This window comes from Nocardioides renjunii, assembly GCF_034661175.1.
In the GTDB taxonomy this organism is placed as follows: Bacteria; Actinomycetota; Actinomycetes; order Propionibacteriales; family Nocardioidaceae; genus Nocardioides; species Nocardioides renjunii.
Window position 1 is genome coordinate 1,633,540 of the sequence record NZ_CP141058.1, and the last position, 24,311, is coordinate 1,657,850.

Annotated in this window: 23 protein-coding genes; 14 read left to right on the forward strand and 9 right to left on the reverse strand. The window is 73.5% G+C overall.

All coding sequences use genetic code 11. From position 1 onward, the window contains the following. The first annotated feature begins 59 nt into the window (after positions 1–59). From SHK17_RS07880 to SHK17_RS07890, 3 genes are all read left to right on the forward strand, one after another. On the forward strand, positions 60–2,102 hold the full coding sequence (locus tag SHK17_RS07880; protein WP_322921670.1) for an NAD(+) synthase: 2,043 nt from the start codon (positions 60–62) through the stop codon (positions 2,100–2,102). A 451-nt stretch (positions 2,103–2,553) separates the two neighbouring features. After that, positions 2,554–2,937 carry a hypothetical protein gene (locus tag SHK17_RS07885; protein WP_322921671.1) on the forward strand — a complete coding sequence of 128 codons (384 nt, stop codon included), beginning with the start codon at positions 2,554–2,556 and terminating at the stop codon, positions 2,935–2,937. Positions 2,938–2,989: 52 nt separating this feature from the next. Then, the gene (locus tag SHK17_RS07890) at positions 2,990–3,370 is read left to right on the forward strand and encodes a hypothetical protein (RefSeq protein WP_322423901.1); all 381 of its coding nucleotides are present in this window, start codon (positions 2,990–2,992) and stop codon (positions 3,368–3,370) included. Positions 3,371–3,396: 26 nt separating this feature from the next. On the opposite strand, the gene SHK17_RS07895 is transcribed toward SHK17_RS07890, so the two are convergent. Both SHK17_RS07895 and SHK17_RS07900 read right to left on the reverse strand, forming a co-directional pair. Then, complete coding sequence (locus SHK17_RS07895) at positions 3,397–4,695, reverse strand: sensor histidine kinase (RefSeq protein WP_322921672.1); 1,299 nt, start codon at positions 4,693–4,695, stop codon at positions 3,397–3,399. Between the two features lies 1 nt (position 4,696). Then, entirely contained in the window at positions 4,697–5,389 is a 693-nt protein-coding gene (locus tag SHK17_RS07900; protein WP_172273523.1) for a winged helix-turn-helix domain-containing protein, read from the reverse strand. 112 nt (positions 5,390–5,501) lie between these two features. On the opposite strand from SHK17_RS07900, the gene SHK17_RS07905 reads away from it, so the two are divergent. Then, positions 5,502–5,933 carry a hypothetical protein gene (locus SHK17_RS07905; protein WP_322921673.1) on the forward strand — a complete coding sequence of 144 codons (432 nt, stop codon included), beginning with the start codon at positions 5,502–5,504 and terminating at the stop codon, positions 5,931–5,933. Positions 5,934–6,013: 80 nt separating this feature from the next. After that, a complete protein-coding gene (locus SHK17_RS07910; RefSeq protein ID WP_322921674.1) occupies positions 6,014–6,634 on the forward strand; it encodes a hypothetical protein in 621 nt (206 codons plus the stop codon). A 132-nt stretch (positions 6,635–6,766) separates the two neighbouring features. Here the strand turns inward: SHK17_RS07910 and SHK17_RS07915 are convergent, their stop codons facing one another. Both SHK17_RS07915 and SHK17_RS07920 read right to left on the reverse strand, forming a co-directional pair. Continuing rightward, positions 6,767–8,374: an AbgT family transporter gene (locus SHK17_RS07915; protein WP_172273516.1), complete on the reverse strand. Its 1,608-nt coding sequence runs from the start codon at positions 8,372–8,374 to the stop codon at positions 6,767–6,769. Beyond that, positions 8,371–9,774: a M20 family metallopeptidase gene (locus SHK17_RS07920; protein ID WP_322921675.1), complete on the reverse strand. Its 1,404-nt coding sequence runs from the start codon at positions 9,772–9,774 to the stop codon at positions 8,371–8,373. Before SHK17_RS07920 ends, SHK17_RS07915 begins: the two co-directional genes overlap by 4 nt. A gap of 123 nt (positions 9,775–9,897) precedes the next feature. On the opposite strand from SHK17_RS07920, the gene glnA reads away from it, so the two are divergent. From glnA to SHK17_RS07940, 4 genes are read left to right on the forward strand one after another with little or no spacing between them, the layout of a single operon-like run. Next, a complete protein-coding gene (glnA, locus tag SHK17_RS07925; RefSeq protein WP_172273510.1) occupies positions 9,898–11,244 on the forward strand; it encodes a type I glutamate--ammonia ligase in 1,347 nt (448 codons plus the stop codon). A gap of 56 nt (positions 11,245–11,300) precedes the next feature. Continuing rightward, positions 11,301–14,294 carry a bifunctional [glutamine synthetase] adenylyltransferase/[glutamine synthetase]-adenylyl-L-tyrosine phosphorylase gene (locus tag SHK17_RS07930; protein WP_322921676.1) on the forward strand — a complete coding sequence of 998 codons (2,994 nt, stop codon included), beginning with the start codon at positions 11,301–11,303 and terminating at the stop codon, positions 14,292–14,294. 43 nt (positions 14,295–14,337) lie between these two features. Then, the gene (locus SHK17_RS07935; protein WP_322921677.1) at positions 14,338–14,985 is read left to right on the forward strand and encodes a SatD family protein; all 648 of its coding nucleotides are present in this window, start codon (positions 14,338–14,340) and stop codon (positions 14,983–14,985) included. A 16-nt stretch (positions 14,986–15,001) separates the two neighbouring features. Next, a complete protein-coding gene (locus tag SHK17_RS07940; protein WP_322423911.1) occupies positions 15,002–15,730 on the forward strand; it encodes a hypothetical protein in 729 nt (242 codons plus the stop codon). A gap of 124 nt (positions 15,731–15,854) precedes the next feature. Here SHK17_RS07940 and cobU read toward each other — a convergent pair whose 3' ends face one another. After that, positions 15,855–16,382, reverse strand: a complete 528-nt coding sequence (gene cobU, locus SHK17_RS07945) for a bifunctional adenosylcobinamide kinase/adenosylcobinamide-phosphate guanylyltransferase (protein WP_322921678.1) — start codon at positions 16,380–16,382, stop codon at positions 15,855–15,857. A 59-nt stretch (positions 16,383–16,441) separates the two neighbouring features. Here cobU and SHK17_RS07950 point away from each other — a divergent pair, with 59 nt between their 5' ends. Continuing rightward, a complete protein-coding gene (locus tag SHK17_RS07950; protein WP_322921679.1) occupies positions 16,442–17,284 on the forward strand; it encodes an SDR family NAD(P)-dependent oxidoreductase in 843 nt (280 codons plus the stop codon). Positions 17,285–17,295: 11 nt separating this feature from the next. Here SHK17_RS07950 and SHK17_RS07955 read toward each other — a convergent pair whose 3' ends face one another. Together SHK17_RS07955 and cobT are read right to left on the reverse strand one after the other, a co-directional pair. After that, complete coding sequence (locus SHK17_RS07955; RefSeq protein WP_322921680.1) at positions 17,296–18,060, reverse strand: adenosylcobinamide-GDP ribazoletransferase; 765 nt, start codon at positions 18,058–18,060, stop codon at positions 17,296–17,298. Then, positions 18,057–19,121: a nicotinate-nucleotide--dimethylbenzimidazole phosphoribosyltransferase gene (gene cobT, locus SHK17_RS07960; protein ID WP_322921681.1), complete on the reverse strand. Its 1,065-nt coding sequence runs from the start codon at positions 19,119–19,121 to the stop codon at positions 18,057–18,059. The genes SHK17_RS07955 and cobT overlap by 4 nt, the downstream gene beginning before the upstream one ends. A gap of 54 nt (positions 19,122–19,175) precedes the next feature. On the opposite strand from cobT, the gene SHK17_RS07965 reads away from it, so the two are divergent. Genes SHK17_RS07965 through ctlX form a run of 4 tightly spaced genes read left to right on the forward strand, consistent with a single transcriptional unit; the run spans position 19,176 to position 22,105 of the window. Then, on the forward strand, positions 19,176–19,703 hold the full coding sequence (locus SHK17_RS07965; protein WP_322921682.1) for a 2'-5' RNA ligase family protein: 528 nt from the start codon (positions 19,176–19,178) through the stop codon (positions 19,701–19,703). 23 nt (positions 19,704–19,726) lie between these two features. Then, on the forward strand, positions 19,727–19,930 hold the full coding sequence (locus tag SHK17_RS07970; RefSeq protein WP_172273486.1) for a hypothetical protein: 204 nt from the start codon (positions 19,727–19,729) through the stop codon (positions 19,928–19,930). Between the two features lie 7 nt (positions 19,931–19,937). Continuing rightward, the gene (locus SHK17_RS07975; RefSeq protein ID WP_322921683.1) at positions 19,938–21,047 is read left to right on the forward strand and encodes a threonine aldolase family protein; all 1,110 of its coding nucleotides are present in this window, start codon (positions 19,938–19,940) and stop codon (positions 21,045–21,047) included. Positions 21,048–21,070: 23 nt separating this feature from the next. Next, on the forward strand, positions 21,071–22,105 hold the full coding sequence (ctlX, locus tag SHK17_RS07980) for a citrulline utilization hydrolase CtlX (protein WP_172273480.1): 1,035 nt from the start codon (positions 21,071–21,073) through the stop codon (positions 22,103–22,105). An 84-nt stretch (positions 22,106–22,189) separates the two neighbouring features. Here ctlX and SHK17_RS07985 read toward each other — a convergent pair whose 3' ends face one another. Both SHK17_RS07985 and tatC read right to left on the reverse strand, forming a co-directional pair. Next, the gene (locus SHK17_RS07985; protein ID WP_449867038.1) at positions 22,190–23,362 is read right to left on the reverse strand and encodes an Nramp family divalent metal transporter; all 1,173 of its coding nucleotides are present in this window, start codon (positions 23,360–23,362) and stop codon (positions 22,190–22,192) included. Positions 23,363–23,474: 112 nt separating this feature from the next. After that, positions 23,475–24,305, reverse strand: coding sequence for a twin-arginine translocase subunit TatC (gene tatC / locus SHK17_RS07990; protein WP_322921684.1), 831 nt, complete (start codon positions 24,303–24,305; stop codon positions 23,475–23,477). Positions 24,306–24,311: the final 6 nt, after the last annotated feature.

The window sequence follows — 24,311 nt, forward strand, 5'->3', positions numbered from 1 at the left end:
GTTTTCCGCGACCCGGGTGGCCGGACCGCCGTGTCCGCGCCGTTCCCTAGAGTGAGGACGTGGACTTCTACTCCGCCTACGCGCAGGGCTTCGCCCGCATCGCCGCCGTGACCCTGCCGGTGCACCTCGCCGATCCCGCCGCCAACGCCGCCACCGTCATCGAGCAGGCCCGCGCCTGCCACGACGACCACGTCGCCGTCGCGGTGTTCCCCGAGCTGGGCCTGACCGGCTACTCCGTCGACGACCTCTTCCTCCAGGACACGCTGCTCGAGGCGGTGCAGGAGGCGATCGCCGAGATCGCGGAGGCCAGTGCCGACCTGATGACCGCCCTCGTCGTCGGTGCGCCGCTCGTGCAGGGCAACCGCGTCTACAACTGCGCGGTGGTCGTGCACCGCGGGTCCGTCCTGGGCGTCGCCCCGAAGTCCTACCTGCCCAACTACCGCGAGTTCTACGAGCGCCGCTGGTTCGCCCCCGGCGACGACCGCGAGCTCGAGTGGATCACCGTCGCCGGCCAGGACGTGCGCTTCGGCCCGGACCTGATCTTCCGGTGCCTCGACGTGCCGGGCCTCGACCTGCACGTCGAGGTCTGCGAGGACCTGTGGGTGCCCGTGCCGCCCAGCGCCGAGGCCGCGCTCGCCGGCGCGACGGTGCTGGCCAACCTGAGCGGGTCGCCGATCACGGTCGCCCGCGCCGAGGACCGTCGGCTGCTGGTGCGCAGTGCCAGCTCGCGGTGCGCGGCGGCGTACGTCTATGCCGCGGCGGGCCAGGGCGAGTCCACCACCGACCTCAGCTGGGACGGCCAGACGATGGTCTACGAGTGCGGCTCGCTGCTCGGCGAGAGCGAGCGCTTCCCCGACGGGCCTCGCCGCACCGTCGTCGACGTCGACCTCGACCTCGTGCGTCAGGAGCGGCTGCGACAGGTCACGTTCGACGACAACCGGCGCACGCACGCCGAGCGCGTCCAGCGCTTCCGCGACGTCGAGTGGGAGCTCGACCCGCCGGCCGGCGACATCGGGCTGCTGCGCAAGGTGGACCGCTATCCCTTCGTCCCCGACGACCCCGAGCGCCTCGCGCTCGACTGCTACGAGGCCTACAACATCCAGGTGTCCGGCCTCGAGCAGCGGCTGAGCTCCATCGGCTCGCCCCAGGCCGTCATCGGCGTCAGCGGCGGCCTCGACTCCACCCACGCGCTGATCGTGGCGTGCAAGGCGATGGATCGGCTCGGACGCCCGCGCAGCGACGTGCTGGCCTTCACCATGCCGGGCTTCGCGACCGGGTCGACCACCAAGGCGTACGCCACCCGGCTCTCCGAGGCGCTCGGCGTGACCTTCGAGGAGATCGACATCCGCCCGGCGGCCGAGCAGATGCTGGCCGACCTCGGCCACGCGTACGCCCGAGGCGAGAAGCTCTACGACGTCACCTTCGAGAACGTGCAGGCCGGGCTCCGCTACGACTACCTCTTCCGCCTGGCCAACCAGCGCGGCGGCATCGTCGTCGGCACCGGTGACCTCTCCGAGCTCGCCCTCGGCTGGTGCACCTACGGCGTGGGCGACCAGATGTCGCACTACACGGTCAACGCGGGGGTCCCCAAGACCCTGGTGCAGCACCTGATCCGCTGGGTGATCAGCCACGGGGAGTTCGGCGCCGAGACCAACGAGGTGCTGCGCGAGATCCTGGCGCAGGAGATCACGCCCGAGCTGATCCCGATCGAGGAGGGCAAGAAGCCGCAGGCGACGGAGGACTCGGTCGGCCCCTACAACCTGCAGGACTTCACGCTCGCGCTCGTCGTGCGCCACGGCTTCCGGCCGCGCAAGATCGCCTTCCTCGCCTGGCACGCGTGGAAGGACATCGACGCGGGGGAGTGGCCTCCTGGCTTCCCGGCCGACGCGCGGGTCGCCTACCAGCTCGAGGACATCCGCAGCTGGCTCGAGGTCTTCGTCAAGCGCTTCTTCGCCAACCAGTTCAAGCGGTCGGCGCTGCCCAACGGCCCGAAGGTCAGCCCCAGCGGCACGATGAGCCCGCGCGGCGACTGGCGGATGCCCAGCGACGCCAAGGGCACCGCGTGGCTGGCCGAGATCGAGCGGGACGTGCCGGTCGCCTGACGCAGCGGTGCGGGAGCCACCTTCTCGCCGCCCGAAAGGTGGCTCACCCACGGCTCGGAGGTCGTACGCCGCACCGGCGGTGAGTGACGCAGCTTTCTTGCCCGCAGAACCTGCCTCACTCACCGCTCGGAGGCCCTACGCCGCACCGGCGGTGAGTGACGCAGCTTTCCTGCCCGCAGAACCTGCCTCACTCACCGCTCCAGAGGTCGTACGCCGCACCGGCGGTGAGTGACGCAGCTTTCTTGCCCGCAGAACCTGCCTCACTCACCGCTCGGAGGTCGTACGCCGCACCGGCGGTGAGTGACGCAGCTTTCCTGCCCGCAGAACCTGCCTCACTCACCGCTCCAGCAGCCTTTGCCTGCCCTTAGCACCGGGCTGGAGCGGGGTTAGCCGCTCCTGCATGAGCCTTCCTGTCATGACGCCGAGCGGCGTCGGACGACGAGGAGGAATCGTGCAGAAGAAGGCAGTCATCGGCGGCGCGGCCGCAGCAGCGGTCGTGGTCGGTCTCGGAGCCTGGTGGGCGGTCGACAGCCAGGTCGAGGCCCAGACGTCGGAGCACGGCACGTGCGGCGGCGCCACCTGGGAGCTCAGCGCCGAGGCCGAGGACGACGGCACCGAGGTGAGCGCCGAGCTGCAGTCCGCCGGCCCCGGCGAGGAGTGGCAGGTCGAGCTGTCCCGCGACGACGCGTCGCTGCTGGCCGGCTCCCGCACCACGGACGAGGACGGCGAGATCGACGTCGACGCCTACAGCTCGGGCACCCCCGGCGACGCCACCTGGACCGTCACCTTCACCCCCGCCGAGGGCGAGGCCTGCACGGCCACCCTCGGCGCCTGAGCCGCCTGAGCACCGACCCCAGCTCCACCCACCCCAACCGAGGAGAACAGCCATGAACAAGACCCTGATCGCCGGCGCCGCCCTGGCCGCCACCGCAGCTGCCGGCACGACCGTCCTGGTCGCCGCCCCCGCCAGCGCCGACGTGGAGCGCCGCGGCACCTGCGCCGGCGCGACGTTCGAGCTCAACGTCGACCGCGAGCGCGGCGGCTTCGAGGTCGACGCCGACATCGACCGCGCCCGCGCGGGCAGCGAGTGGCGCGTGGCGATCCGCCACGACGGCAAGGTCGCGACCTCACGGGTGCTCACGGCGGACGACGAGGGCGAGCTCGACCTCGACACCTTCCGTCGCAACACCGCGGGCTCGGACACGTTCACGCTGTCGGTCACCCCGGCCGGTGGCTCGACGTGCTCGGTGAAGGTCACCCTCCGCTGAGCCGCCCCGACGGGCCGGAGCCTGGGTCAGGCCGTCCGCAACGTGACGGCGACCCGGGCTCCGCCCATGTCGGAGGCACCGGCGCCGAGGGCGCCACCCGAGTCCTCGGCGGTGCGGGCGGCGATCGAGAGCCCCAGGCCGGTCGAGCCCGCGCCGCTCTCCCCGCGCCCGGTGACGTCGAGCTCGGCGGGCAGGCCGGGGCCGGCATCGTCCACGACCAGCTCGAGCCCGTCGTCCGACGCGGCCAGCGTGATGCGTACGGCGGCGTCGTCGGGCGTGTGGGAGAAGACGTTGTCGAGCAGCACGTCGACCAGCGCCTCCAGGTCGGCGCGGCTGGCCCGCAGCAGCGGTCCCGAGGTGGCGAGGTCGGTCGTCCAGGGACGGCCCTGGTCCTCGGCCAGCGGCTCCCAGTGGCGTACGCGCTCGGTGACCACCGCGACCGCGTCGGTGCGCGGGTCGAGCCCCTCGCGCTCGGAGCGCCGGGCCTCGCGGACGATCTCGTCGACGGTGGCCTGGAGCGAGTCGAGGTCCGACCCGAGGCGTTCGCGCAGGTCGTCGTCGGCGACCGTCTCCACCCGCAGCCGCAGCGCCGTCACCGGGGTGCGGAGCCGGTGGGAGAGGTCTGCCACGCTTTCCCGCTCGCGGGCCAGGAGCAGCTGGATGCGGCCGACCAGTCGGTCGACCGCACCCGCCAGCTCGCGCACCTCGGCCGGGCCCTCGACCGAGGCGAGCGGCTGGACGGCGCCGGAACGACCCAGCGTCTGGGTGTGGTCGGCGAGGCGGCGGATGGGCTGCACGAACGACCGACCGAGCCGGTCCACGACGACTAGGGAGCCGGCGAGCAGCGTCAGGCCGAGGACCGCGAGCAGGCCCCACGCGAGGCCGACGACGGACGTGAGGCCGGGCTCGGCGACGACCACCCGGATCACCGGGGTCAGCGAGGGGAGGGCCGAGTTGCCGCCGCGCGACACCGGCACGAGGATCTGCGAGCCGCCGGCGACGTCGTCCACCCGGGCGCGGCCGGTGTTGCGGGCGTCGAGGACCTTGTCGTCCTCGGACGGGTCCGGGCCGATGCCCACGCCGTCGGGGTAGAGCACCGTGACCTGGCGGTCCTCGTCGTCGCGGTTGAGCTTGTCGACGTACTGCCCGACGATGCCCTCGTCCTGGCCCGACACGACCGTCTCGACCGCCTGCACCTCCAGCGCGGCCCGGGCGAGCCGGTCCTCGAGGGCATAGCTGCGGACCAGGATCGCCATCGGCACGAGCATGGCGAGCAGCACCATCGAGATCGCCGCGGCGGCGGTGACGAGGAGGCTGCGGCGCACCTCAGCCGTCCTCGTCGGGGGCGGCGAGGCGTACGCCGACCCCGCGCACCGTGGTCAGGTAGCGCGGTGCCGCCGCCGTCTCGCCGAGCTTGCGGCGCAGCCACGACAGGTGGACGTCGACGGTCTTGTCGGACCCGCCCCACGGCTGGCGCCACACCTCGACGAGGAGGTCGCGCTTGGTCACCACCTCGCCGGGGCGCTCCGCCAGGTGGGCGAGCAGGTCGAACTCGCGCGGGGTGAGGTCGACCTCCTGACCGTCGAGGTGGACGCGCCGCCCGGCGAGGTCGACGGACAGGCCGCCGACGGTGATGCTCGTCGGTCGCCGGCGTCCGGACTCCACGCGCCGCAGGACGGCTCGGATCCGCGCGTCGAGCTGCGCGCTGGTGAACGGCTTGACGACGTAGTCGTCGGCGCCCGCGTCCAGCGCGCCCACGAGCGACGGGTCGTCGGCCCTGGCGCTGGCGATGATGACCGGCACGGCGCTGACGGCCCTGAGCATGGACAGGACCTGGGTGCCGTCGACGTCGGGCAACCCGAGGTCGAGCACCACCAGGTCGGGGCTGCTGTCGACCGCGAGCTGGAGGCCCGTCATGCCGGTGGGCGCGGAGGTCACGGTGTGGCCGCAGTCGCGCAGGCCCCGCACCAGCAACGGCCGGATCCGGTCGTCGTCCTCGATGATCAGCACCTCCGCCACGCCGCGACCGTACCGCCCGACCGGGTCCGCGCCACCCCTCCGGCACGAGCCTTTGAGCTCCCTTAACCGGCGCCTCACCTCGCGCTGACCTCGCAGCGGGCACGATGGACCGGTGAGACGTCGGATGCTGCTCGTGGGCCTGTGGGCCGTGACGACCACCGTCGCCGTGCTCGTCGGCGTCCTCGCGGTGTCGACCGTCGGCGCGACCATCCGCGACCGCGGGCCGGTGGGCGACGAGGTGATGCGCGACGACTCCGTCGCGCCGCCGTCCTCGCCGCCCGCGGGGGCGCCGCGGGTCCGCGACGCGATCGCCGGTGAGTGGGGCGCCTTCGTCGTCGAGTGCCGCGACACCTGGGCGTACGGCGTCGGCGTCCGTCCCGACGAGGCGGCCGGGTGGGACGTCGTCAGCTGGGAGAAGGGCCCGGACGACGACGTGGACGCGGTCTTCAGCGACGGCAGCCGGTCGGTGGACCTCGAGGTGTTCTGCAACCGGGGTCGGCCCACGCTCGCCGAGCTCGAGCGCAACACCCTCGGCGACGACTGAGCCGTACGGAAAATCAGGTGCAACCTCGCCGCGCGGTGTGGCGTCCTGAGGGGGACACCATCCCGAACGGAAGCAGAGAGATGACCATCCGCACCACCCTGATCGGCACGGCCCTCACGGCCGTCGCCCTCCTCGCCACCACCCTGCCGACCGCCGCGACCGCAGGTCCCGCCGAGTCCGCCCGGTCGGACCAGCGGGCCGCCGCGGCGCGCACCCAGCTGACCTTCACCGTCGACGACTGCGAGGGCTGCGAGATCCAGCTCAGCAACGCCCGCAGCACCCTCGACGCCGACGTCGTGCACGTCTGGAGCTCACGGACGCGCACGGTCCGCGACGGGTCCGTCACCTTCGACATCCCCACCAAGCGCACCTGGGGGATGTCCGTGGCGGTGAAGGCGCCGTGGGAGGGCTTCACCGGCTACCGCACCACCGTGGCCTTCCGCTACAACGGCGAGCGTGTCGGCGACGCCGTCACCCTCGAGGAGGCGGTGACGAAGCGTCGGGCGTCCGCGTGCTGGGAGGGCGTACGCCGTCGTGACGTGACGGTCCCGCTCGTCGTCGAGGAGGTCGAGGTGGACGGCGCGCGGAAGCGCGTCCCGGGCAGCATCGCGTTCGTGCCCACCACCGAGAGCTGGATCGGCGAGATGCGCGAGGTCGTCGACGGCGTGCTCGGCTCGCAGGACGTCAACATCTGCCGGTGACCGACGGTCGTACGACTCCCGCCGGCGCTGCTCCACCACGGTATGCAGGCCGACGGGCACTTCCCTTGGTCAACTGACCGAGGAAGTGCCCATCCGGCGCCATCCCGTGATGGACGGTCACCGGGCAGGGCCTCACTCGATGCGGATCCCCACACCGGGCCCGACGTCGGCGCCGGTGAGGTAGAAGACCGTCAGGACCGCCACCCAGGAGATCCAGAACGGCACCACGAACGGGATCATCCGGGAGATGACGGTGCCGAGCCCCGCCTCGGGCTCGTAGCGCTTGAGCATCACCAGGAAGATCCAGATGTAGGGGTTCATCGGCGTGATGACCTGCGTGGCGGAGTCGCCCACCCGGAACGCCGCCTGCACGAAGCCCGGCTCGTAGCCGAGGAGCGCGAAGAGGGGCACGAACACCGCCCCCATCAGCGTCCACATCGACGAGCCGCTGACGATGAACAGGTTGAGCACCGAGGCCAGCAGGATGAAGCCGATGATCGCGGGGTAGCCCGTGAGGCCGATCGACTCCAGCCCGTTGGCGCCGGTGACGGCGAGCGCGGAGCCGACGTTGCTCCAGTTGAAGAGGGCGATGAACTGGCCGAGCATGAAGGCCAGGACGATGAACGCCGCCATGTCCTTGATGCCGAGGGCCATTACCTTCGGCACGTCGGCGGCACGGCGCAGCGAGCCGCTCACGAAGCCGTACGCCAGGGCCGGTCCCAGGAACAGCACGAACACGACGAAGACGGTCGAGTCGAGCAGCGGTGACTCCGGCAGGAAGTTGCCGTCCTCGTTGCGCCACGGCGAGCCCCCCGGCAGGACCGCGGCCAGGATCAGGGCCGACAACGCGAGGAAGACCAGTCCGGCGATGCGCAGGCCGCGCCGCTCGGCGGGCTCGAGGTCGGGGGAGAGGTCGGTGGGCGCGGCCCGCAGGGCCGGGGCCACGTCCTCGTCCTCCGCAGTGCCCGGCTCGAGGGTCGCCTCGTCCTCGGCCGCCACCATGTCGGTGGGGGCGCCCTCGCGCACCAGCCGGGGCTCGACGAGCCGGTCGATCACGATGCCGGCGACCAGTGCGAGCACGAGCGCGGAGACGATGTTGAAGTAGAGGTTGGAGACCGGGGTGACCGTCGCGCCCGCGTCCGGCAGGCCTTCCGTCACCGCGTTGGTGATGCCGGCGAAGAGGGCGTCGAGGCTGGTGACCACGACCGAGGTGGAGTAGCCGGCGCCCACTGCGGCGAAGCCGCCCACCAGCCCGGCGAGCGGGTGCCGGCCGGCGGCCTTGAAGACCATCGCGGCCAGGGGCGGCACCACGATGAAGGCGGCGTCGGCCATCACCGACGCGCTCACCCCGACGAACCCGACGGCGTAGGGCAGCAGCCACCGCGGCGCGGACCCGAGGCTCGCGCGGATCGCGGCCGACAGCAGTCCCGAGCGCTCGGCCACCGTGACCGCCAGCAGGATCGTCACGACGGTGACGAGCGGCGGGAAGCCGATGAAGTTGGCACCGAGGTTGACCGTGAGCCAGGCCAGTCCCTCACCGGTGAAGAGCCCGCGCACCGCGGTCTCCTCGTCGGTGCCCGGGATGGTCACCGCGGTGCCCGCGAGCTGCAGGACGGTCGAGATGACCCCCACCACCAGGAAGAGGCCGAGGAACAGCAGGAACGGGTCCGGCAGCCGGTTGCCGACCCGCTCGACGGCCGCGAGGGCCCGGTCCGTGCGCGACATCGTCGTGGTGGTCATCGCTCACCCCCTGCGGGTGCGGCCGAGGTGGGGCCGAAGTAGGACGGGACGTCGACCGGCCCGCCGGCCGCCTCGAAGTCGTCCGCGGCGGCGCGGCGCAGCTCGGGGTCGCTCAGCCAGTCGGCGCTGACGGCGGCGAGCGCCCACGCCGAGTCGAGCACCACCTGGTCCGCTTCGGCGCTGACCGCGGCCTCGGCGAACTCGCGGGTGTGCAGCGACAGGTCCGCGTCGGTGATCCGGACCATCGCGTGCACGCCGGGCATGCGGTAGGAGACGTTGCCGAAGTCGGTGGACCCGGCGAACATCCGCGGCACCACCTCCGGCGGCAGGACCGTACGTCCCCGCTCGCCGTAGCGGGTCGTCCACGCGGCGGCCAGGGGGCCGTTGCCGCGCACGGGCAGGTAGGCCGGAGCCTCGTCCCACGCCAGCGTGACGCCGCAGCCGGTCATCAGCGCCGCGCCGCGGGCGATGTCGGCGAGGCGGTCGCTGAGCACGGCCAGGCCCTCCGGGTGCTCGCTGCGGAGGTAGAAGAGCATCTCGGCGTGCTCGGGGATGACGTTGGGCCGCTCGCCGCCCGCGGTCACCACGCCGTGCACCCGGTCGGTGGGCGGCATCTGCTGGCGGTGCAGCCCGACGCCGGTGTACATCAGGTTCACCGCGTCGAGCGCGTTGCGGCCCATGAAGGGCTGGGCGGAGGCGTGGGACGTGACGCCGGTGAAGGTGGCCCGCAGCTGGCGGCGGCCCAGGAAGAGCGGGTCGGCGATGTCGTAGGTGAAGGGGTGCACCATCAGCGCCGCGTCGACGCCGTCGAAGGCGCCGTGGCCGGCCATGATCTCCTTGCCGCCGCCGCCCTCCTCGGCGGGCGTGCCGAGCCAGACGACGCGCCCCGGCAGCCGGTCGCCGACCGCGGCGAGGGCCAGGAACGCGCCCAGCCCGGCGGTGGCGATGACGTTGTGCCCGCACCCGTGGCCGATGCCCGGCAGCGCGTCGTACTCCGACAGCACGGCGATCGTCGGCCCTCCGGGGTCGCCGGTCTCCGCCCGGAGCGCGGTCGGCAGCCCGTGCGCCTCGCGCACCACCTCGATGCCGCGGCCCTCGACGAGGTCGGCCAGCGCGGCGGCCGAGCGGTGCTCCTCGAACGACACCTCGGGGTGCTCGGAGAGGTCGTGGCTGGCCGCCAGCAGCACCGGTCCCAGGTCGTCGACGGCGTCGCGGAGCGCCGCGAGCAGGTCGGGGTCGGCGCCCGCGGTGGTGGCCCCCGGGGCGTGGGCCGATCGGGCGCGGCGCCGGGTCTCCTCGGCGAGGTGGGCGACGAGGAAGTCGTCGGGGACCGTCGGCGTGGAGAGGTCGCGGCGGGTGGCGCCGGAGTGGGGGTCGGACTGGTCCTGGGGGTGGCTCATCGAGCAGCGTCCCTTTCCCGTGGTGAGCGGGCCCGAGTCGGGCGGCTGGTCTCGCGACGCTAGCACCGACCGCTCCTCGGCCTGCCGCGCGTGGGCCACCGGCCGTCCCCCTAGGCTGCAGCCATGGGCAAGCAAGAGGACTTCGTACTCCGCGCGCTCGAGGAGCGTGACGTCCGGTTCGTCCGGCTGTGGTTCACCGACGTGCTCGGCTTCCTCAAGAGCGTGAGCGTGGCGCCGGCCGAGCTCGAGAACGCCTTCGAGGAGGGCATCGGGTTCGACGGCTCGGCCATCGAGGGCTTCGCCCGCGTCTACGAGTCCGACATGCTCGCGCACCCCGACGCCTCGACGTTCCAGATCCTGCCCTGGCGCACGGGGGACGACGGCGGCCCGGCGACCGCCCGGATGTTCTGCGACATCGTGATGCCCGACGGCAGCCCGTCGTACGCCGACCCGCGCCACGTCCTCAAGCGCACGCTGGGCCGGGCGGCCGACCAGGGGTTCACGTTCTACACGCACCCCGAGATCGAGTTCTACCTGTTCAAGAACGCGCCCGGGAAGGGCGACGAGCCCGAGCCGGTCGACCGCAGCGGCTTCTTCGACCACACCGCCCAGTCGCGGGGCGCGGACTTCCGCCGCGAGGCGATCACGATGCTCGAGGCGATGGGCATCTCGGTGGAGTTCAGCCACCACGAGGGCGGACCCGGCCAGCAGGAGATCGACCTGCGCTACGCCGACGCGCTGACGACCGCCGACAACATCATGACCTTCCGCACCGTGATCCGTGAGGTCGCGCTGGGCCAGGACATCTGGGCCTCCTTCATGCCCAAGCCGTTCACCACGCACCCCGGGTCGGGCATGCACACGCACGTGTCGCTCTTCGAGGGCGACCGCAACGCCTTCTTCGAGGCCGGCGCGCAATACCAGCTGTCGAAGACGGGCCGGCAGTTCATCGCCGGGATCCTGCGCCACGCGAGCGAGATCAGCGTGGTCACCAACCAGTGGGTGAACTCCTACAAGCGCCTGCTCGGCGGCGGCGAGGCCCCCTCCTCGATCTGCTGGGGCCACAACAACCGATCGGCGATGATCCGCGTGCCGATGTACAAGCCCAACAAGGGCCAGTCGACGCGCATCGAGCTGCGCACGGTCGACCCGGCGTGCAACCCCTACCTCGCCTTCGCGGTCGTCCTGGCGGCCGGCATGCGGGGGATCGAGGAGGGCTACGAGCTGCCGCGCGAGGCCGAGGACGACGTCTGGTCGCTGACCGAGCGCGAGCGCAAGGCGCTCGGCATCGCACCGCTGCCCAAGAGCCTGTCGGACGCCATCGACGTGGCCGAGAGCTCCGAGCTGCTCGCGGAGACCCTCGGCGAGCACGTCTTCGACTACTTCCTGCGCAACAAGCGCGCCGAGTGGGAGGAGTACCGCACGCAGGTCTCCGCCTACGAGCGCGACCGGATGCTCCCGGTCCTCTGAGCCCCCGTGCGGAGCAGAGCGGCGGGTCGAGCGGCGTGTCGGGTGGTGGACCGGTGGTGAGCTCGCCCGGGACCTACGTCCGCCTCGGCTTCGTCGACGGCGCGGCCGCCGCGCGGGGCATCGAGCGCCTCGGCGCCGCCGGCAAGCCGCTCACCGACAAGCTCGCGGCGACCGCGGACCCGGACGCCGCGCTCGACGGGCTGCTCCGGCTCGTCGACGCGCTGGACGAGGCCGACGAGGGCGCGGGCGCCGCGATGCTCGCCGAGGTCGCCGACGACGAGGGCACCGCGATGCGGCTGTGCTGCGTCCTGGGCGCCAGCGCCGCCCTGACCCAGCACCTGGTGCGCCACCCGGGGCACTGGCGTGAGCTCACCGATCCGACGCTCGGCACCACCCGCCCCGCGGCGTACGCCGTCCGCGAGGCGATGCTGGCCGCCGTCGGCGCCGACCCGCGGGCCACCGAGCCGGTCGCCGCCCTGCCGGACGCGGAGGCCGTCGACGTCCTGCGGGTGGAGTACCGCCGGGTCCTGCTGCGGCTGGCCTCCCGCGACCTGGCCCACCACGTGGGCATCGACGACGCGGCGGCGGAGATCTCCGACCTGGCCGCGGCGACCCTCGAGGCGGCCCTGGCGGTCGCGCGGGCCCGGGTCGGCGAGACCGCGCACGACGTACGGCTCGCCGTGGTCGCGATGGGCAAGTGCGGGGGCCACGAGCTCAACTACATCTCCGACGTCGACGTGGTCTTCGTCCACGAGCCGGCCGAGCTGGGGACGGGGGAGCGGGCGGACGAGGGCGTCGCGCTGCGGGCCGGGACCCAGCTGGCCTCGCACCTGATGCGGATCTGCTCCGACCACACCCGCGAGGGCACCATCTGGCCGGTGGACGCCAACCTGCGTCCGGAGGGCAGCCAGGGCCCGCTCGTGCGGACCCTCGCGAGCCACCGCGGCTACTACGAGAAGTGGGCCAAGACCTGGGAGTTCCAGGCCCTGCTCAAGGCGCGTCCGGTCGCCGGCGACGTCGCGCTGGGGCAGGCCTACCTCGAGGTCATCGAGCCGTTGGTGTGGCGCGCCGCCGAGCGCGACGGGTTCGTCACCGAGGTGCAGGCGATGCGCCGCCGCGTCGTCGACCACATCCCCGCCCACGAGGCCGAGCGCCAGCTCAAGCTCGGCTCCGGCGGCCTGCGCGACGTCGAGTTCGCGGTGCAGCTGCTGCAGCTCGTCCACGGCCGGGCCGACCCGTCGCTGCGGGAGGGCGCCACCCTCAGCGCGCTGACCCGGCTCACCGAGGGCGGCTACGTCGGCCGTGAGGACGGCGAGAGGCTCCACGAGGCCTACTCCTTCCTCCGCACGCTGGAGCACCGGATCCAGCTGCACCAGCTCCGGCGCACCCACGTGCTGCCCGACGACGAGGCGTCGCTGCGTCGGCTCGGCCGGTCCCTCGGACTGTTCTCCGAGCCGGCCGTCCAGCTCGACAAGCTGTGGCGCTACCACCGCCGCGAGGTCCGCCGGCTGCACGAGAAGCTGTTCTACCGGCCGCTGCTCGGTGCCGTCGCCAAGCTGCCCGGCACCGAGGCGCGCCTCTCGCTGGAGGCGGCCGGGGCCCGGCTCTCCGCGCTCGGGTACGCCGACCCGCGGGCGGCGCTGCGCCACCTCGAGGCGCTCACCAGCGGGGTCTCCCGCACCTCCGACATCCAGCGGACCCTGCTGCCGGTGCTGCTCGAGTGGTTCGCCGACTCGCCCGACCCCGACGCCGGGCTGTTCGGCTTCCGGCGCATCAGCGAGAGCCTCGGCCGCTCGCCGTGGTACCTCACGATGCTTCGCGACGAGGGCGAGGTCGCGCAGCGCCTCGCCCACCTGCTCGGCACGTCGCGCTACGCCACCGACCTGCTGGAGCGCGAGCCGCAGGGCGTGAAGATGCTCGGGGAGTCGCTCGAGCCGCTGAGTGCCGAGGCGGCCCTCACGGAGATGCAGGCGCTCGTCGAGCGCGCCGGGTCCGCGGAGGCGGCGGTCGGCGCCGTGCGGGCCGTACGCCGTCGCGAGCTGCTGCGCATCGCCAGCGGGGAGCTCCTCGCCGGCACCGACGTGGCGGTGGTCGGGCGGGGCCTGAGCCGGCTGACCGATGCGACGCTGCAGGCCACCCTCGACATCGCGACCGGGTCGGTGCGCCGCCAGCGCGGGCTCGAGGCCGCGCCGACCCGGATCGCGGTCGTCGCGATGGGGCGCTACGGCGGCTTCGAGCTGTCCTACGGCAGCGACGCCGACGTCATGTTCGTGCACGAGCCGGTCGCGGGCGTGGAGGCGCAGGTCGCCACGTCGTTCGCGCAGGCGGTCGTCTCCGAGCTGCGCAGGCTGCTGTCGCTGCCGGCCAGCGACCCGCCGCTGGAGGTCGACCCCGACCTGCGCCCCGAGGGCCGGAACGGGCCGATGGTGCGCACGGTGGAGTCGTACGCCGCCTACTACGCCAAGTGGTCGCACGTGTGGGAGTTCCAGGCCCTGCTGCGGGCGGACCCGGTGGCGGGCGACGAAGGCCTGCGCCGGCGCTTCACCGAGCTCATCGACCCGTTGCGGTTCCCGGCCGAGGGCATCTCGGAGGCCGACGTGGTCGAGGTGCGCCGGATCAAGGCGCGCGTCGACGACGAGCGCCTGCCCCGGGGTGCCGACCGCCAGACGCACCTCAAGCTGGGCCGCGGCGGCCTCGCCGACGTGGAGTGGACGGTGCAGCTGCTCCAGATGCGCCACGCCGGGACGGTCGGGGGGCTGCGGACGCCGCAGACGCTGCCGGCGCTGGCGGCCGCCGCGGAGGCGGGGCTGGTCGCCGAGGAGGACGCCGGGACGCTGGCCGAGGCCTGGCGCCTGGTCAGCCGGGTGCGCAACGCGGTGACGCTGGTGCGGGGCAAGCCGTCGGACCAGCTGCCCCGCGACGCGCGGGAGCGCGCCGCCGTCGCCCGCGTGCTCGGCTACCCGCCCGGCTCCTCCGACGAGATGGTCAACGACTACCTGCGGGCCACGCGGCGCGCCCACGCCGTGGTGGAGCGGATCTTCTGGGAGTGAATCGCTCCGCTTCATCTGGCCAAAGATAAGGTATGTTCTTCACATGGCTGCGATGAGCCCTGAGGCTTCAGTGACGGTCATCGGCGACCTCGTGGGCTCGCGTCTGCGCGCCGACCGCGCCGCCGTGCACGCGCGCTTCGAGCGGGCGATCGACGCCCTCAACACCGAGTACGCGCCGCCGGTGCCGCTGCGCATCGGCCTCGGCGACGAGTTCCAGGGGATCTTCGACACCCTCGGTGCCGCGATCGGGGCGACCCTCCGGCTGCGGATGGCGCTGCTGCCCGACGTCGACGTGCGGCAGGGCATCGGCTGGGGACGGGTGCTCGTCCTCTCGGCCGAGCCCCGCGTGGAGGACGGCCCCGGCTGGTGGGCCGCACGCGCCGCGATCGAGACCGTGGAGGCGTACGAGCGCAAGGCCCCGCTGCGCGCGGTGCGGACGGCGTACGTCGCGGCGGACGACGAGCCGGGCCCCTCGCCGGGCCTCGTCAACGCCGCCCTGATGGCACGGGACCAGGTCGTCACCGGCCTGTCGGAGCGGTCGGTGTCGGTGCTCGATGGTCTGATGAGGAAGAAGCGGCAGCAGGACATCGCCGACGAGCTGGGCATCAGCCCCTCAGCGGTCTCGCAGCGGGTCCGCGCCGAGGGGATCGGCGTGGTCCTGGCGGCAGACGAGCTGCTGCGGGACCTGTGAGGGGAGGACGGCGACGATGAGCTGGCTCGGGATCCTGCTGATCGGCTTCGCCGTCACCGACCTCACCCACTCCGTGCGCAAGGTCCGCCACCTCCCCGAGTGCGTCGGTGCGCTGGTCGCCCTCGTGGTGGGGCTGCTGGCCGGCCTCACCTCACCGCGCGACGTGCTGGCGCTCTTCGCGGTGGTCGCGGCGGTGCTCGTCTGGGGCCAGACGGTGACGTGGGGGTTCGGCCACCGCGGCTCGGCCTGGCTGCCGATCGCGGTCTTCCTGCTGTCGCTCAGCGTCGCCGTCGCCTGCTCGGGCCTGGCGCCGGAGTCCGCGGGGCTGATCGACCGGTGGCTGGACTCGGTCGCGCTCCCCGCGCTCGACGGGCTCTCGGCCGATCGCTTCCTGCTGCTGCTCGGTGCCTTCGGCATCCAGCTGTCCACCGGCAACGTGCTGGTGCGGCTGGTGCTCAAGTCGACCGGGACCATCCACCCCCTCGCCGACGGCACCATGCCGCGCACCCGGCTCAAGGGCGGCCGGCTCCTCGGTCCCCTCGAGCGGCTGTTCGTCCTCGCGCTGGCGCTCGGCGGGCAGGTGACGGCTGCGAGCGTGGTCGTAGCGGCCAAGGGACTGCTGCGCTTCCCGGAGCTGTCCTCGCGCCGCGACCAGGAGCGCATCCACCAGATGACCGAGTACTTCCTGCTCGGCTCGTTCGTGTCCTGGCTCGTCGCGCTGGGTTCCTTCGTCCTGCTGTCCTGAGCGTCAGCCTGTGCCGACCGGGCACTTCCTGCCCGTCCGCCCCGCCGACCGGGCACTTCTTGCCGCATGACGGGCACGAAGTGCCCGGTCGGCGTCCGGGACGGGCACGAAGTGCCCGGTCACGTCAGAGGCGCAGCACGCGGCCGGCCACCACCAGGTGGACCTCGTCGGAGGCGGCGGCGACGCGCTGGTTGACCGTGCCGAGCAGGTCGCGGAACAGCCGTCCCGACCGGTGCTCGGGCACCACCCCGAGGCCGACCTCGTTGGTGACGAGCACGACGTCCTGCTCGGTGGCGCGCAACGCGTCGGTGAGCTCGTCGGTCCGGGCCACCACCACGGCGAGGACGGCGTCCCCGTCCTGCTCCCACGCGTCGGCGGCGTCGACGACCGCGGTGAGCCAGGTGCCGAGGCAGTCGACGAGCACGGGCGCCTCGGCGTCGCGGACGGCGGCGGCGAGGTCCTGGGTCTCCAGCGTCGACCACGACGCGGGGCGCCGATCGCGGTGTGCCGCGACCCGGGCGGCCCAGTCCGGGTCCGCCTCGGCCTCCGGCGTCGGCCCGGCCGCCACGTAGGTGGCCGGCTCGTCACCGATGAGCCCCTCGGCGTGGGTGGACTTGCCGGACCGTACGCCGCCGGTGACCAGGATCCGCATGGCGCAGATCTTGGCAGAGGGGTCGCGGATCGAGGCACGAGGAGGGGGTACGGGACGCCATGACCGACTCAGCTGACACCGCACCGACCACCTCGCCGAACGCCGCGCTCGAGGGCCGCCCGCTCGCCGTCGTCACCGGCGCGTCGAGCGGCATCGGCCTCGAGCTCGCCCGCCAGTTCCTCGAGAACGGCTTCGACCTCGTCGTCTCCGCGGAGGACGACGAGCTCGCCGCCGCGGCGGCGACCCTGCGTGCCGAGGGCGAGGGCAGCGTCGAGCCCGTCCGCGTCGACCTCCGCCGGGCGGAGGGGGTCGAGGAGCTCTACGCCGCCATCCGGCGCGACGGCCGACCCCTCGCGGCGATCGCCCTCAACGCCGGCGTCGGGCAGGGCGGGGCGTTCGTCGACAACGACCTCGACGACGAGCTCTCCATCATCGACCTCAACATCACCTCGACCGTCCGGCTCGCCAAGCTGGTGCTGCGCGACATGGTCGCCGCCGACGCGGGTCGGGTGCTGGTGACGTCGTCGATCGCCTCGACGATGCCCGGCTCCTTCCAGGCGGTCTACAACGCCTCCAAGTCGTTCCTGCAGTCCTTCACCGAGGCCCTGCAGAACGAGCTCAAGGACACCAACGTGACCCTGACGTCGCTGATGCCCGGCCCCACGGAGACCGAGTTCTTCGAGCGGGCCGACATGGCCGAGGACACCAAGGTCGGCACCTCGAAGAAGGACGACCCCGCGCAGGTGGCACGTCAGGGCTTCGAGGCGCTCATGGCCGGCAAGGACCGCGTGGTCGGCGGCGGCGTCGCGACCAAGGCTCAGGAGGCGGCGGCGAAGGTGTTGCCCGACAAGCTCAAGGCGGCGATGCACCGCCAGATGGCCGAGCCCGGCTCGGGCGACTGACCGGCCGGCGGTCAGGTCGTGGCCGCGGCGAGCGCCAGCACGGCGAGGGAGGCCTCGACGGCCGCCCCGAGCACGTCGCCGGTGACCCCGCCGAGGCGTCGTACGCACCGCAGCAGGAGGGCGCCCACCACCGCCACCATGGCGAGGAGCCCTGCCAGCGCGGGCCAGGGCGAGCCGAGGCCGTGGCCGGCGAGCGCCACGGCCCCGGCGGCCACCACCAGGACGGCGGTGGCGCCGAGCACCGGCACGGCGCCGATGTAGGTCGAGCCCAGGCCGCCGGCCCGCGCTGCCGGCACGCCACGGACGCAGGCCAGGACGAGGCACGCGCGGGACGCGCAGACGAGGAGGCCGACGACCCACCAGCCGTGCTCGTCGCCGACCACAGCGCTGAGCCCGGCCGCCTGCAGCCCGGCCACGAGGACGACCGCCACGACGCCGGCCGGTCCGACCGGCCCGGTGCGCATCACCTCGAGCGACCGCTCGGGGGAGTAGGAGGCGGTGAGGCCGTCGGCGGTGTCCGCGAGGCCGTCCCAGTGCAGCGCCCGGGTGCCGAGCGCCAGGGTCAGCAGCACGGCGTACGCCGTCGCGAGCGGCGGCAGCCCGACCGCGCCGCCGACGAGCACCACGAGCGCCGCGGCCAGGCCGAGGGGCACGACGGCGAGCGGCGCGAGGACCATCGCCAGCCCGGCGACGGTCCGGTCGACCGTGGTGGGCGGCGGCACCCGCACCGCCGTCAGGGTGCCGGTGGCCAGCAGCCAGGCGTCGCGGACGGTCACGGCATGATGTCGGACAGCAGCGCCACGTCGCGCAGGACCGCGATCCCCGACCGCAGGACGGGCAGCGCGGCCACGGCCCCGGACCCCTCGCCGAGGCGCATGCCGAGGTCGAGGAGCGGCTCGAGGCCGAGCGACTTGAGCGCGTGCGCCTGGGCGGGCTCGGTGGAGCGGTGACCCGCCACCCACCAGGCCGACGCGCCCGGGGCGATGGCCTCGGCCACGACGGCGCACGCCACGGACATCAGCCCGTCGAGGACGACCGGGACCCCGGCGGTCGAGGCCTCGACCAGGAAGCCCGTGGTGGCGGCGAGGTCGGCGCTGCCCAGCGCGGTGAGCAGCTCGACCGGGTCGGCGGCGCGACCGCCCACGCGGGTCAGCGCCTGGGCGACCACGTCGCGCTTGCGCGCCCAGCCGGCGTCGTCGACGCCGGTCCCGCGCCCGGTGACCTCGTCGGCGGGCAGGCCGAGCACGGCCGCGACGAGGGCCGCGGCGGGGGTGGTGTTGCCGATCCCCAGGTCGCCGGTCATCAGCACCTCGGCACCGTCGTCGACCAGCTCGCGTGCGACCTCCGCGCCGAGCGCCAGGGACTGCTCGGCCTCCGCGCGGGTGAGGGCGTCGGTCAGGTGGATCGGCCCCGAGCCGCGGCGCACCTTGCGGGCCCCCACCTCGGCCGGAAGGTCCGCCAGGTCGGCGTCGACGGCGATGTCGAGCACGGTCACCGTCACGCCGTGCTCGCGGGCCAGGGCGGACACCCCGGCCCGGCCGGCGACGATCGTGCGCACCATCGCCTCGGTGACCGCCGGCGGGTAGGCCGAGACGCCGTGCGCCGCGACGCCGTGGTCGCCGGCGAAGACGACCAGCCGCACGTCGGTCAGCGGTCGCGGGGGCACCTCGCCCTGGACGGCGGCCAGCCAGGCGCCCACCTCGCCGACGCGCCCCAGCGCGCCCGCGGGTGTCGCCAGCCCGGCGAGGCGCTCGCGCGCCCGGGCGGCGACCTCGGGGGAGGGCGGGGGGACGGGGCGCGGGTGCGGGCTCTGGTCGTGGCTCTGGTTCTGGTCCATGTCGCGCAGCAGCCTAGTGACGCGTGCCCGTGCCCGACCTGCCAGTCTTGCCGCGTGACCGGCCACTCCGTGCTGCAGCTGCCGGTGCCGGCGCTGGAGCCGTGGGTGCGCGCCCGCACCGCCCACTACGACGTGGGCTTCGTCTCGGCCGACCCCCGGTTCTCCCACGCGCACATCACCGCGCTGGCGCCCTTCCGGCACGCGCCGACGCCGGACGACCTCGCCACGGTCGCGGTCGTCGCCTCCACGACCGCGCCGATGGCCGTGCGACTGGCCGACCTGGCGCAGTTCCCCAACGGGATCATCCACCTGCGGCCGGACCCCGACGCGGGCCTGCGGGAGCTGACCGCGCGGCTGGTGGCCGCCTTCCCCGACTGCCCGCCGTACGGCGGTGAGTACGGCGAGGACGTGCGGCCGCACCTGACCGTCGACGCCGCGTCGACCCACGTCGACCTCGCCTCGACCGCCGCGCTGCTCAGCGACGTCGTACCGGTCACGGTCGTCCTCGACCGGCTGCAGCTCGCCTGGTGGGAGTCGGGGCGCTGCCACGTCGCGCACGAGTGGCGGCTGGGCGCGGCCTGAGGCGGCTGTGGCAGGATCAGGACATGGCTGCTTGGGCACATCTGGAGATCACCGTCGACGACCAGGGCAACGTGGAGGTCGGCGGCTACAACGCCGATCCCGAGGCGCTCGTCGAGGGCACCGAGTCGTGGGAGGACCTGCTGTCCACCCTCGGCGTCAACGGCTGGGAGCTCGTGCAGGTGATCCCCGGCGCGGAGACGACCTACTGGTTCAAGCGCCAGGCCTGACGGGCGCGTGAGCGACGACGTCCTCGCCCGCTTCCGGGCGGCGTCGGCCTCGGCGGACTGGGTGTTCGGTCGGGCTCCGTCGGCGCCGGCCGCGATGTTCCGCGACCTCGCGGCCTTCGCCGAGGAGCACGCGGTCGAGTGGGACCGCTACGGCGAGCGTGGTGGCGTCGCCCGCCTCGAGGGCGAGGTCGCCGAGCTGCTCGGCAAGCCCGCTGCGGTGATGTTCCCCAGCGGCGTGATGGCCCAGCAGGCGACGCTGCGCTCCTGGTGCGACCGCACGGGCTCGCGCCGCGTGGCCCTGCCCGACCTCTCTCACCTCGTGCAACACGAGCAGGACGGCCCCCGCCGGGTGCTCGGCCTGGAGCTGGAGTGGCTCACCACAGGACGCGAGACCCCGACGGCCGCGTCGCTCGGAGGGATCGGCGGCCGGCTCGGTGCCGCGATGGTCGAGCTGCCCCTGCGCGACGCCGGCTGCCTGCTGCCCGCGTGGGACGACCTCGTCGCGCTGTCCGCCGCGGCGCGGGAGCGGGGCGTGCCGCTGCACGCCGACGGCGCCCGGATCTGGGAGTCCGTGGCGCACTGGGACCGCAGCCTCGCCGAGGCGGCCGGCCTGTTCGACTCGATGTACGTCTCGCTCTACAAGGGCCTCGGCGGGTCGAGCGGCGCGCTGGTGGTGTGCGGGGAGGACCTCGCCGGCGAGCTGCGCTCGTGGCGGGCGCGGATGGGCGGCACGATCTTCTCGATGACGGCCGCGGCCGTCGGCGGCCTGCGGGGGCTGCGCGAGCACCACGCCGGGTTCGGCGCCAACCGGTCATGGGCGATCGAGCTTGCCGGCGCGCTGCGCGAGCACGGCCTGCGCTCGTTCCCCGAGGTGCCCCACATCGCGACCTTCCTCGTCTACGCCCCCGGGACCGCCGACGCGGTCAACGAGCGCGTGGTCGCCTGCGCGGAGGAGCGGGGAGTCGTCCCGTCCGGCCTCTGGCGCGCGGCCGACGTGCCGGGCTGGGTCGAGACCGAGCTGACCTGCTACGAGCCCGCTGTGGCCCGCGATCCTTCGGAGGTGGCCCGGATGCTGGCCGAGGTCGTCCTGGGGCCCTCGGCGGCTTCAGAGACCTGAGGTGCGTGGCCTACATTCCTCCCGTGAGTGCCCAGGCCCCTTCCGCTGTCATCCTCGTCCGCGCGACGAGCTTCGTCCCCAACCCGGCGACGGCTGCCGACAACGCCTTCCAGGCCGACGCCCCTCCCGGGCAGTCCGACGAGGCCACGTCGGCGAAGGCCGTCGCGGAGATGGACGCGCTGGCCGCGGCGCTGCGGGAGGCCGGCGTACGGGTCCACGTCTTCGACGACGACGACCACACCCGCCCCGACAGCGTGTTCCCCAACAACTGGCTGTCCACCCACGCGGGAGGCACCGTCGCGGTCTACCCGATGTATGCCTCCAACCGCCGCCACGAGCGGCGCGCCGACGTCCTCGAGATGCTCAAGTCGGAGTACCGCGTGCAGACCGTCGTCGACTACTCCGGGCTCGAGCCCGACGGCGTCTTCCTCGAGGGCACCGGCGCGATGGTGCTCGACCACGTCTCCCGCGTGGCCTACACCGCCAAGAGCCACCGCGCCGACGTGACGGTGCTGGAGCGCTTCTGCACGGACTTCAACTACGAGCCGATGGCCTTCGACGCGATCGACTCCGACGGCGTACCGGTCTACCACACCAACGTGATCGCGTGCGTCGGCACGGAGGTCGCGATGATCGCCCTCGAGATGATCCCCGACGAGCACCGGCGCGAGCAGGTCTGCGAGCGGCTCGCGGTCACCGGCCGCACCGTCATCGAGCTCACCGAGGAGCAGATCCGCGAGTTCGCCGGCAACGCCGTCGAGCTGTGCGGTCGTACGTCGACGGGCAAGCGCCGCTACGTCATGGCCATGTCGGCCCGGGCCAAGCGCTCGCTGCGACCCGACCAGGTGGCGGCCATCGAGGAGTCGTGCGAAATCGTCGCGGTCGACATCCCGACCATCGAGCTGGCCGGCGGCTCCGTGCGGTGCATGATCGCCGGAATCCACCTCGACCGCCGTCCGCCGCTGGCCGAGGCCGAGCTCACCGAGGCGGTGGCCGCGATCAACGAGGACAACCCGGTCACGCCCGACGGCCGCTACGTGGCCATGGCCGACGCCTGAGCCTCGTTCTCGAGGATCGGGCGGAGCCGCGACGGGTCCTGCTCAGCCTGGGCTCGTGGGCGAGGAGGAGCCGCGCACCTGTCCTCAGGTCGCGAGCTGCACGAGCAGCACGAGGTTGAGCGCGATGATCGCCCCGGCGGCGAGGGCTCCGGCGACGGTCGTGACCCGGCGGTTGACCAGGGAGCCCATCACGTCGCGGCGCGCGGTGAACCACACCAGCGGCACGAGCGCGAACGGGATGCCGAAGGACAGCACGACCTGCGAGGCGACCAGCGCCTGCGTGGGGTCGATGCCGACGGCCAGCACCACGACGGCCGGGAGCAGCGTGACCAGCCGGCGCACCGCCAGGGGGATGCGTCGCCGGATGAAGCCCTCCATGATCACCTGTCCCGACAGGGTGCCGACGCTGCTGGAGGCGAACCCCGAGGCCAGCAGGCCGAGGGCGAACAGCAGCGCGGCGGCCTGCCCGAGGGTCTGCCCGAGGGCGGCGTGGGCGCCCTCGATGGTGTCGATGCCCCGGCCGGACAGCGCCGACGCTGCGACGAGCAGCAGGGAGAGGTTCATCAGCCCGGCGATGGTCATCGCGACGACCACGTCGACACGCTGGCCGCGCATCACCGTGCGTCGCTCGGCCTCGGACCGGGCGTGCAGCCGCTCGCTGGTGAGGGCGCTGTGGAGGTAGATGGCGTGCGGCATGACGGTGGCGCCGAGCATGCCGGCGGCCAGCATCACGCTGTCGGCCCCCGCGAAGCGGGGCAGGGTGCCGTCGAGCACCGCGATCGCGTCGACGCCGCTGATCGCGACGTCGTAGACGAACCCGACCAGGATGACGCCGAGCAGGCCGACGATCACCGTCTCGAAGTGCCGGTGGCCGGTGCCCTTGAGCGCCAGCAGCGCGAAGGCGACCAGCGCGGTGATGGTGCCGCCGGCGAGCAGCGGGAGGTCGAAGAGCAGCTTGAGCGCGAGCGCGCCGCCGACGACCTCGGCGAGGTCGGTGGCGATGGCGACCAGCTCCGCCTGACCCCACAGTCCGCGGACGACCGGACGGGGCAGGTGCGCCCGGCACAGGGCGGGCAGGCTCATGCCGGTGGCGACGCCGGCCTTGGCGGAGAGGTACTGGATGAGCATCGCCATCACGTTGCTGACGACCACCACCCAGACCAGGAGGTAGCCGTAGGCCGAGCCGGCGGCGATGTTGGTGGCGAAGTTGCCCGGGTCGACGTAGGCGACCGCCGTGACGAACGCGGGGCCGAGCAGCGGCCACAGGCGGGTGGATCGGCGCCGGGCACCCGTGCCCCCGGTGCCCGGGCCCGCCGGACCCGTGGCCCGGCGCGTCGGGGGAGCGGCGTACCGCTTCGTCTGGAACACCTCAGCCCTCGTTCCACGGGTCGACCTGGGCGAGGGTGCGGGCCCGGCGTCGCCGGTCGATCAGCCGCGTGACCACCTCGGCCAGGACGAACAGCACCATCATCGGGACGGCGAGCATGAGCATCGAGAACGGGTCGGTGGAGGGGGTGGCGATCGCGGCGAACACCACGGTGCCCATCAGGATGATCGAGCGGTGCCGGCCGAGCTGGGCGCCGGTGACGACCCCCGCGAGGTTGAGCAGCACCAGGAAGAAGGGCAGCTCGACGGCGAGGCCGAAGACCAGGAGCATCCGGGTGAAGAACGAGAAGTAGTCGCCGAACTCGACCAGGTTGTCGAGGCCGTCGGGGGTGAAGCCGATGAGCACGCCGAGCCCCTTGGGGAGCACGTAGTAGCCCAGGGCCACACCGCCGATGAAGAGCGGACCCGCCACGATGGCGAAGACCCGCGACCACCGCTTCTCCCGCTCCAGCAGGCCCGGCACGACGAACGCCCACGCCTGCCAGAGCCAGTAGGGGCTGGCAGCCATGAGCGCGGCGACGCCGCACAGCTTGAGGTGCAGCATCAGCGGTCCCGTGGCACCGGCGACGTACGCCGTCGTCGTGGTGTCGGCGCCGACCAGGTCGCGGGCCTGGTTGTAGGGACCGAGGACGAGGGACAGGAGCGGGTCGAAGAAGAGCAGGGAGACGAAGAACGCCACCACCAGGACGAGCGCGGACCGGATGAGCCTGGCCCGCAGCTCGCGCAGGTGGTCAGCCAGGGTCATGTGCCCGGCCGAGGCACCGGGTCGGCTGGGGGAGACCCGCAGCACGGAGACGGCAGTGGCGATCGACATCGGTGG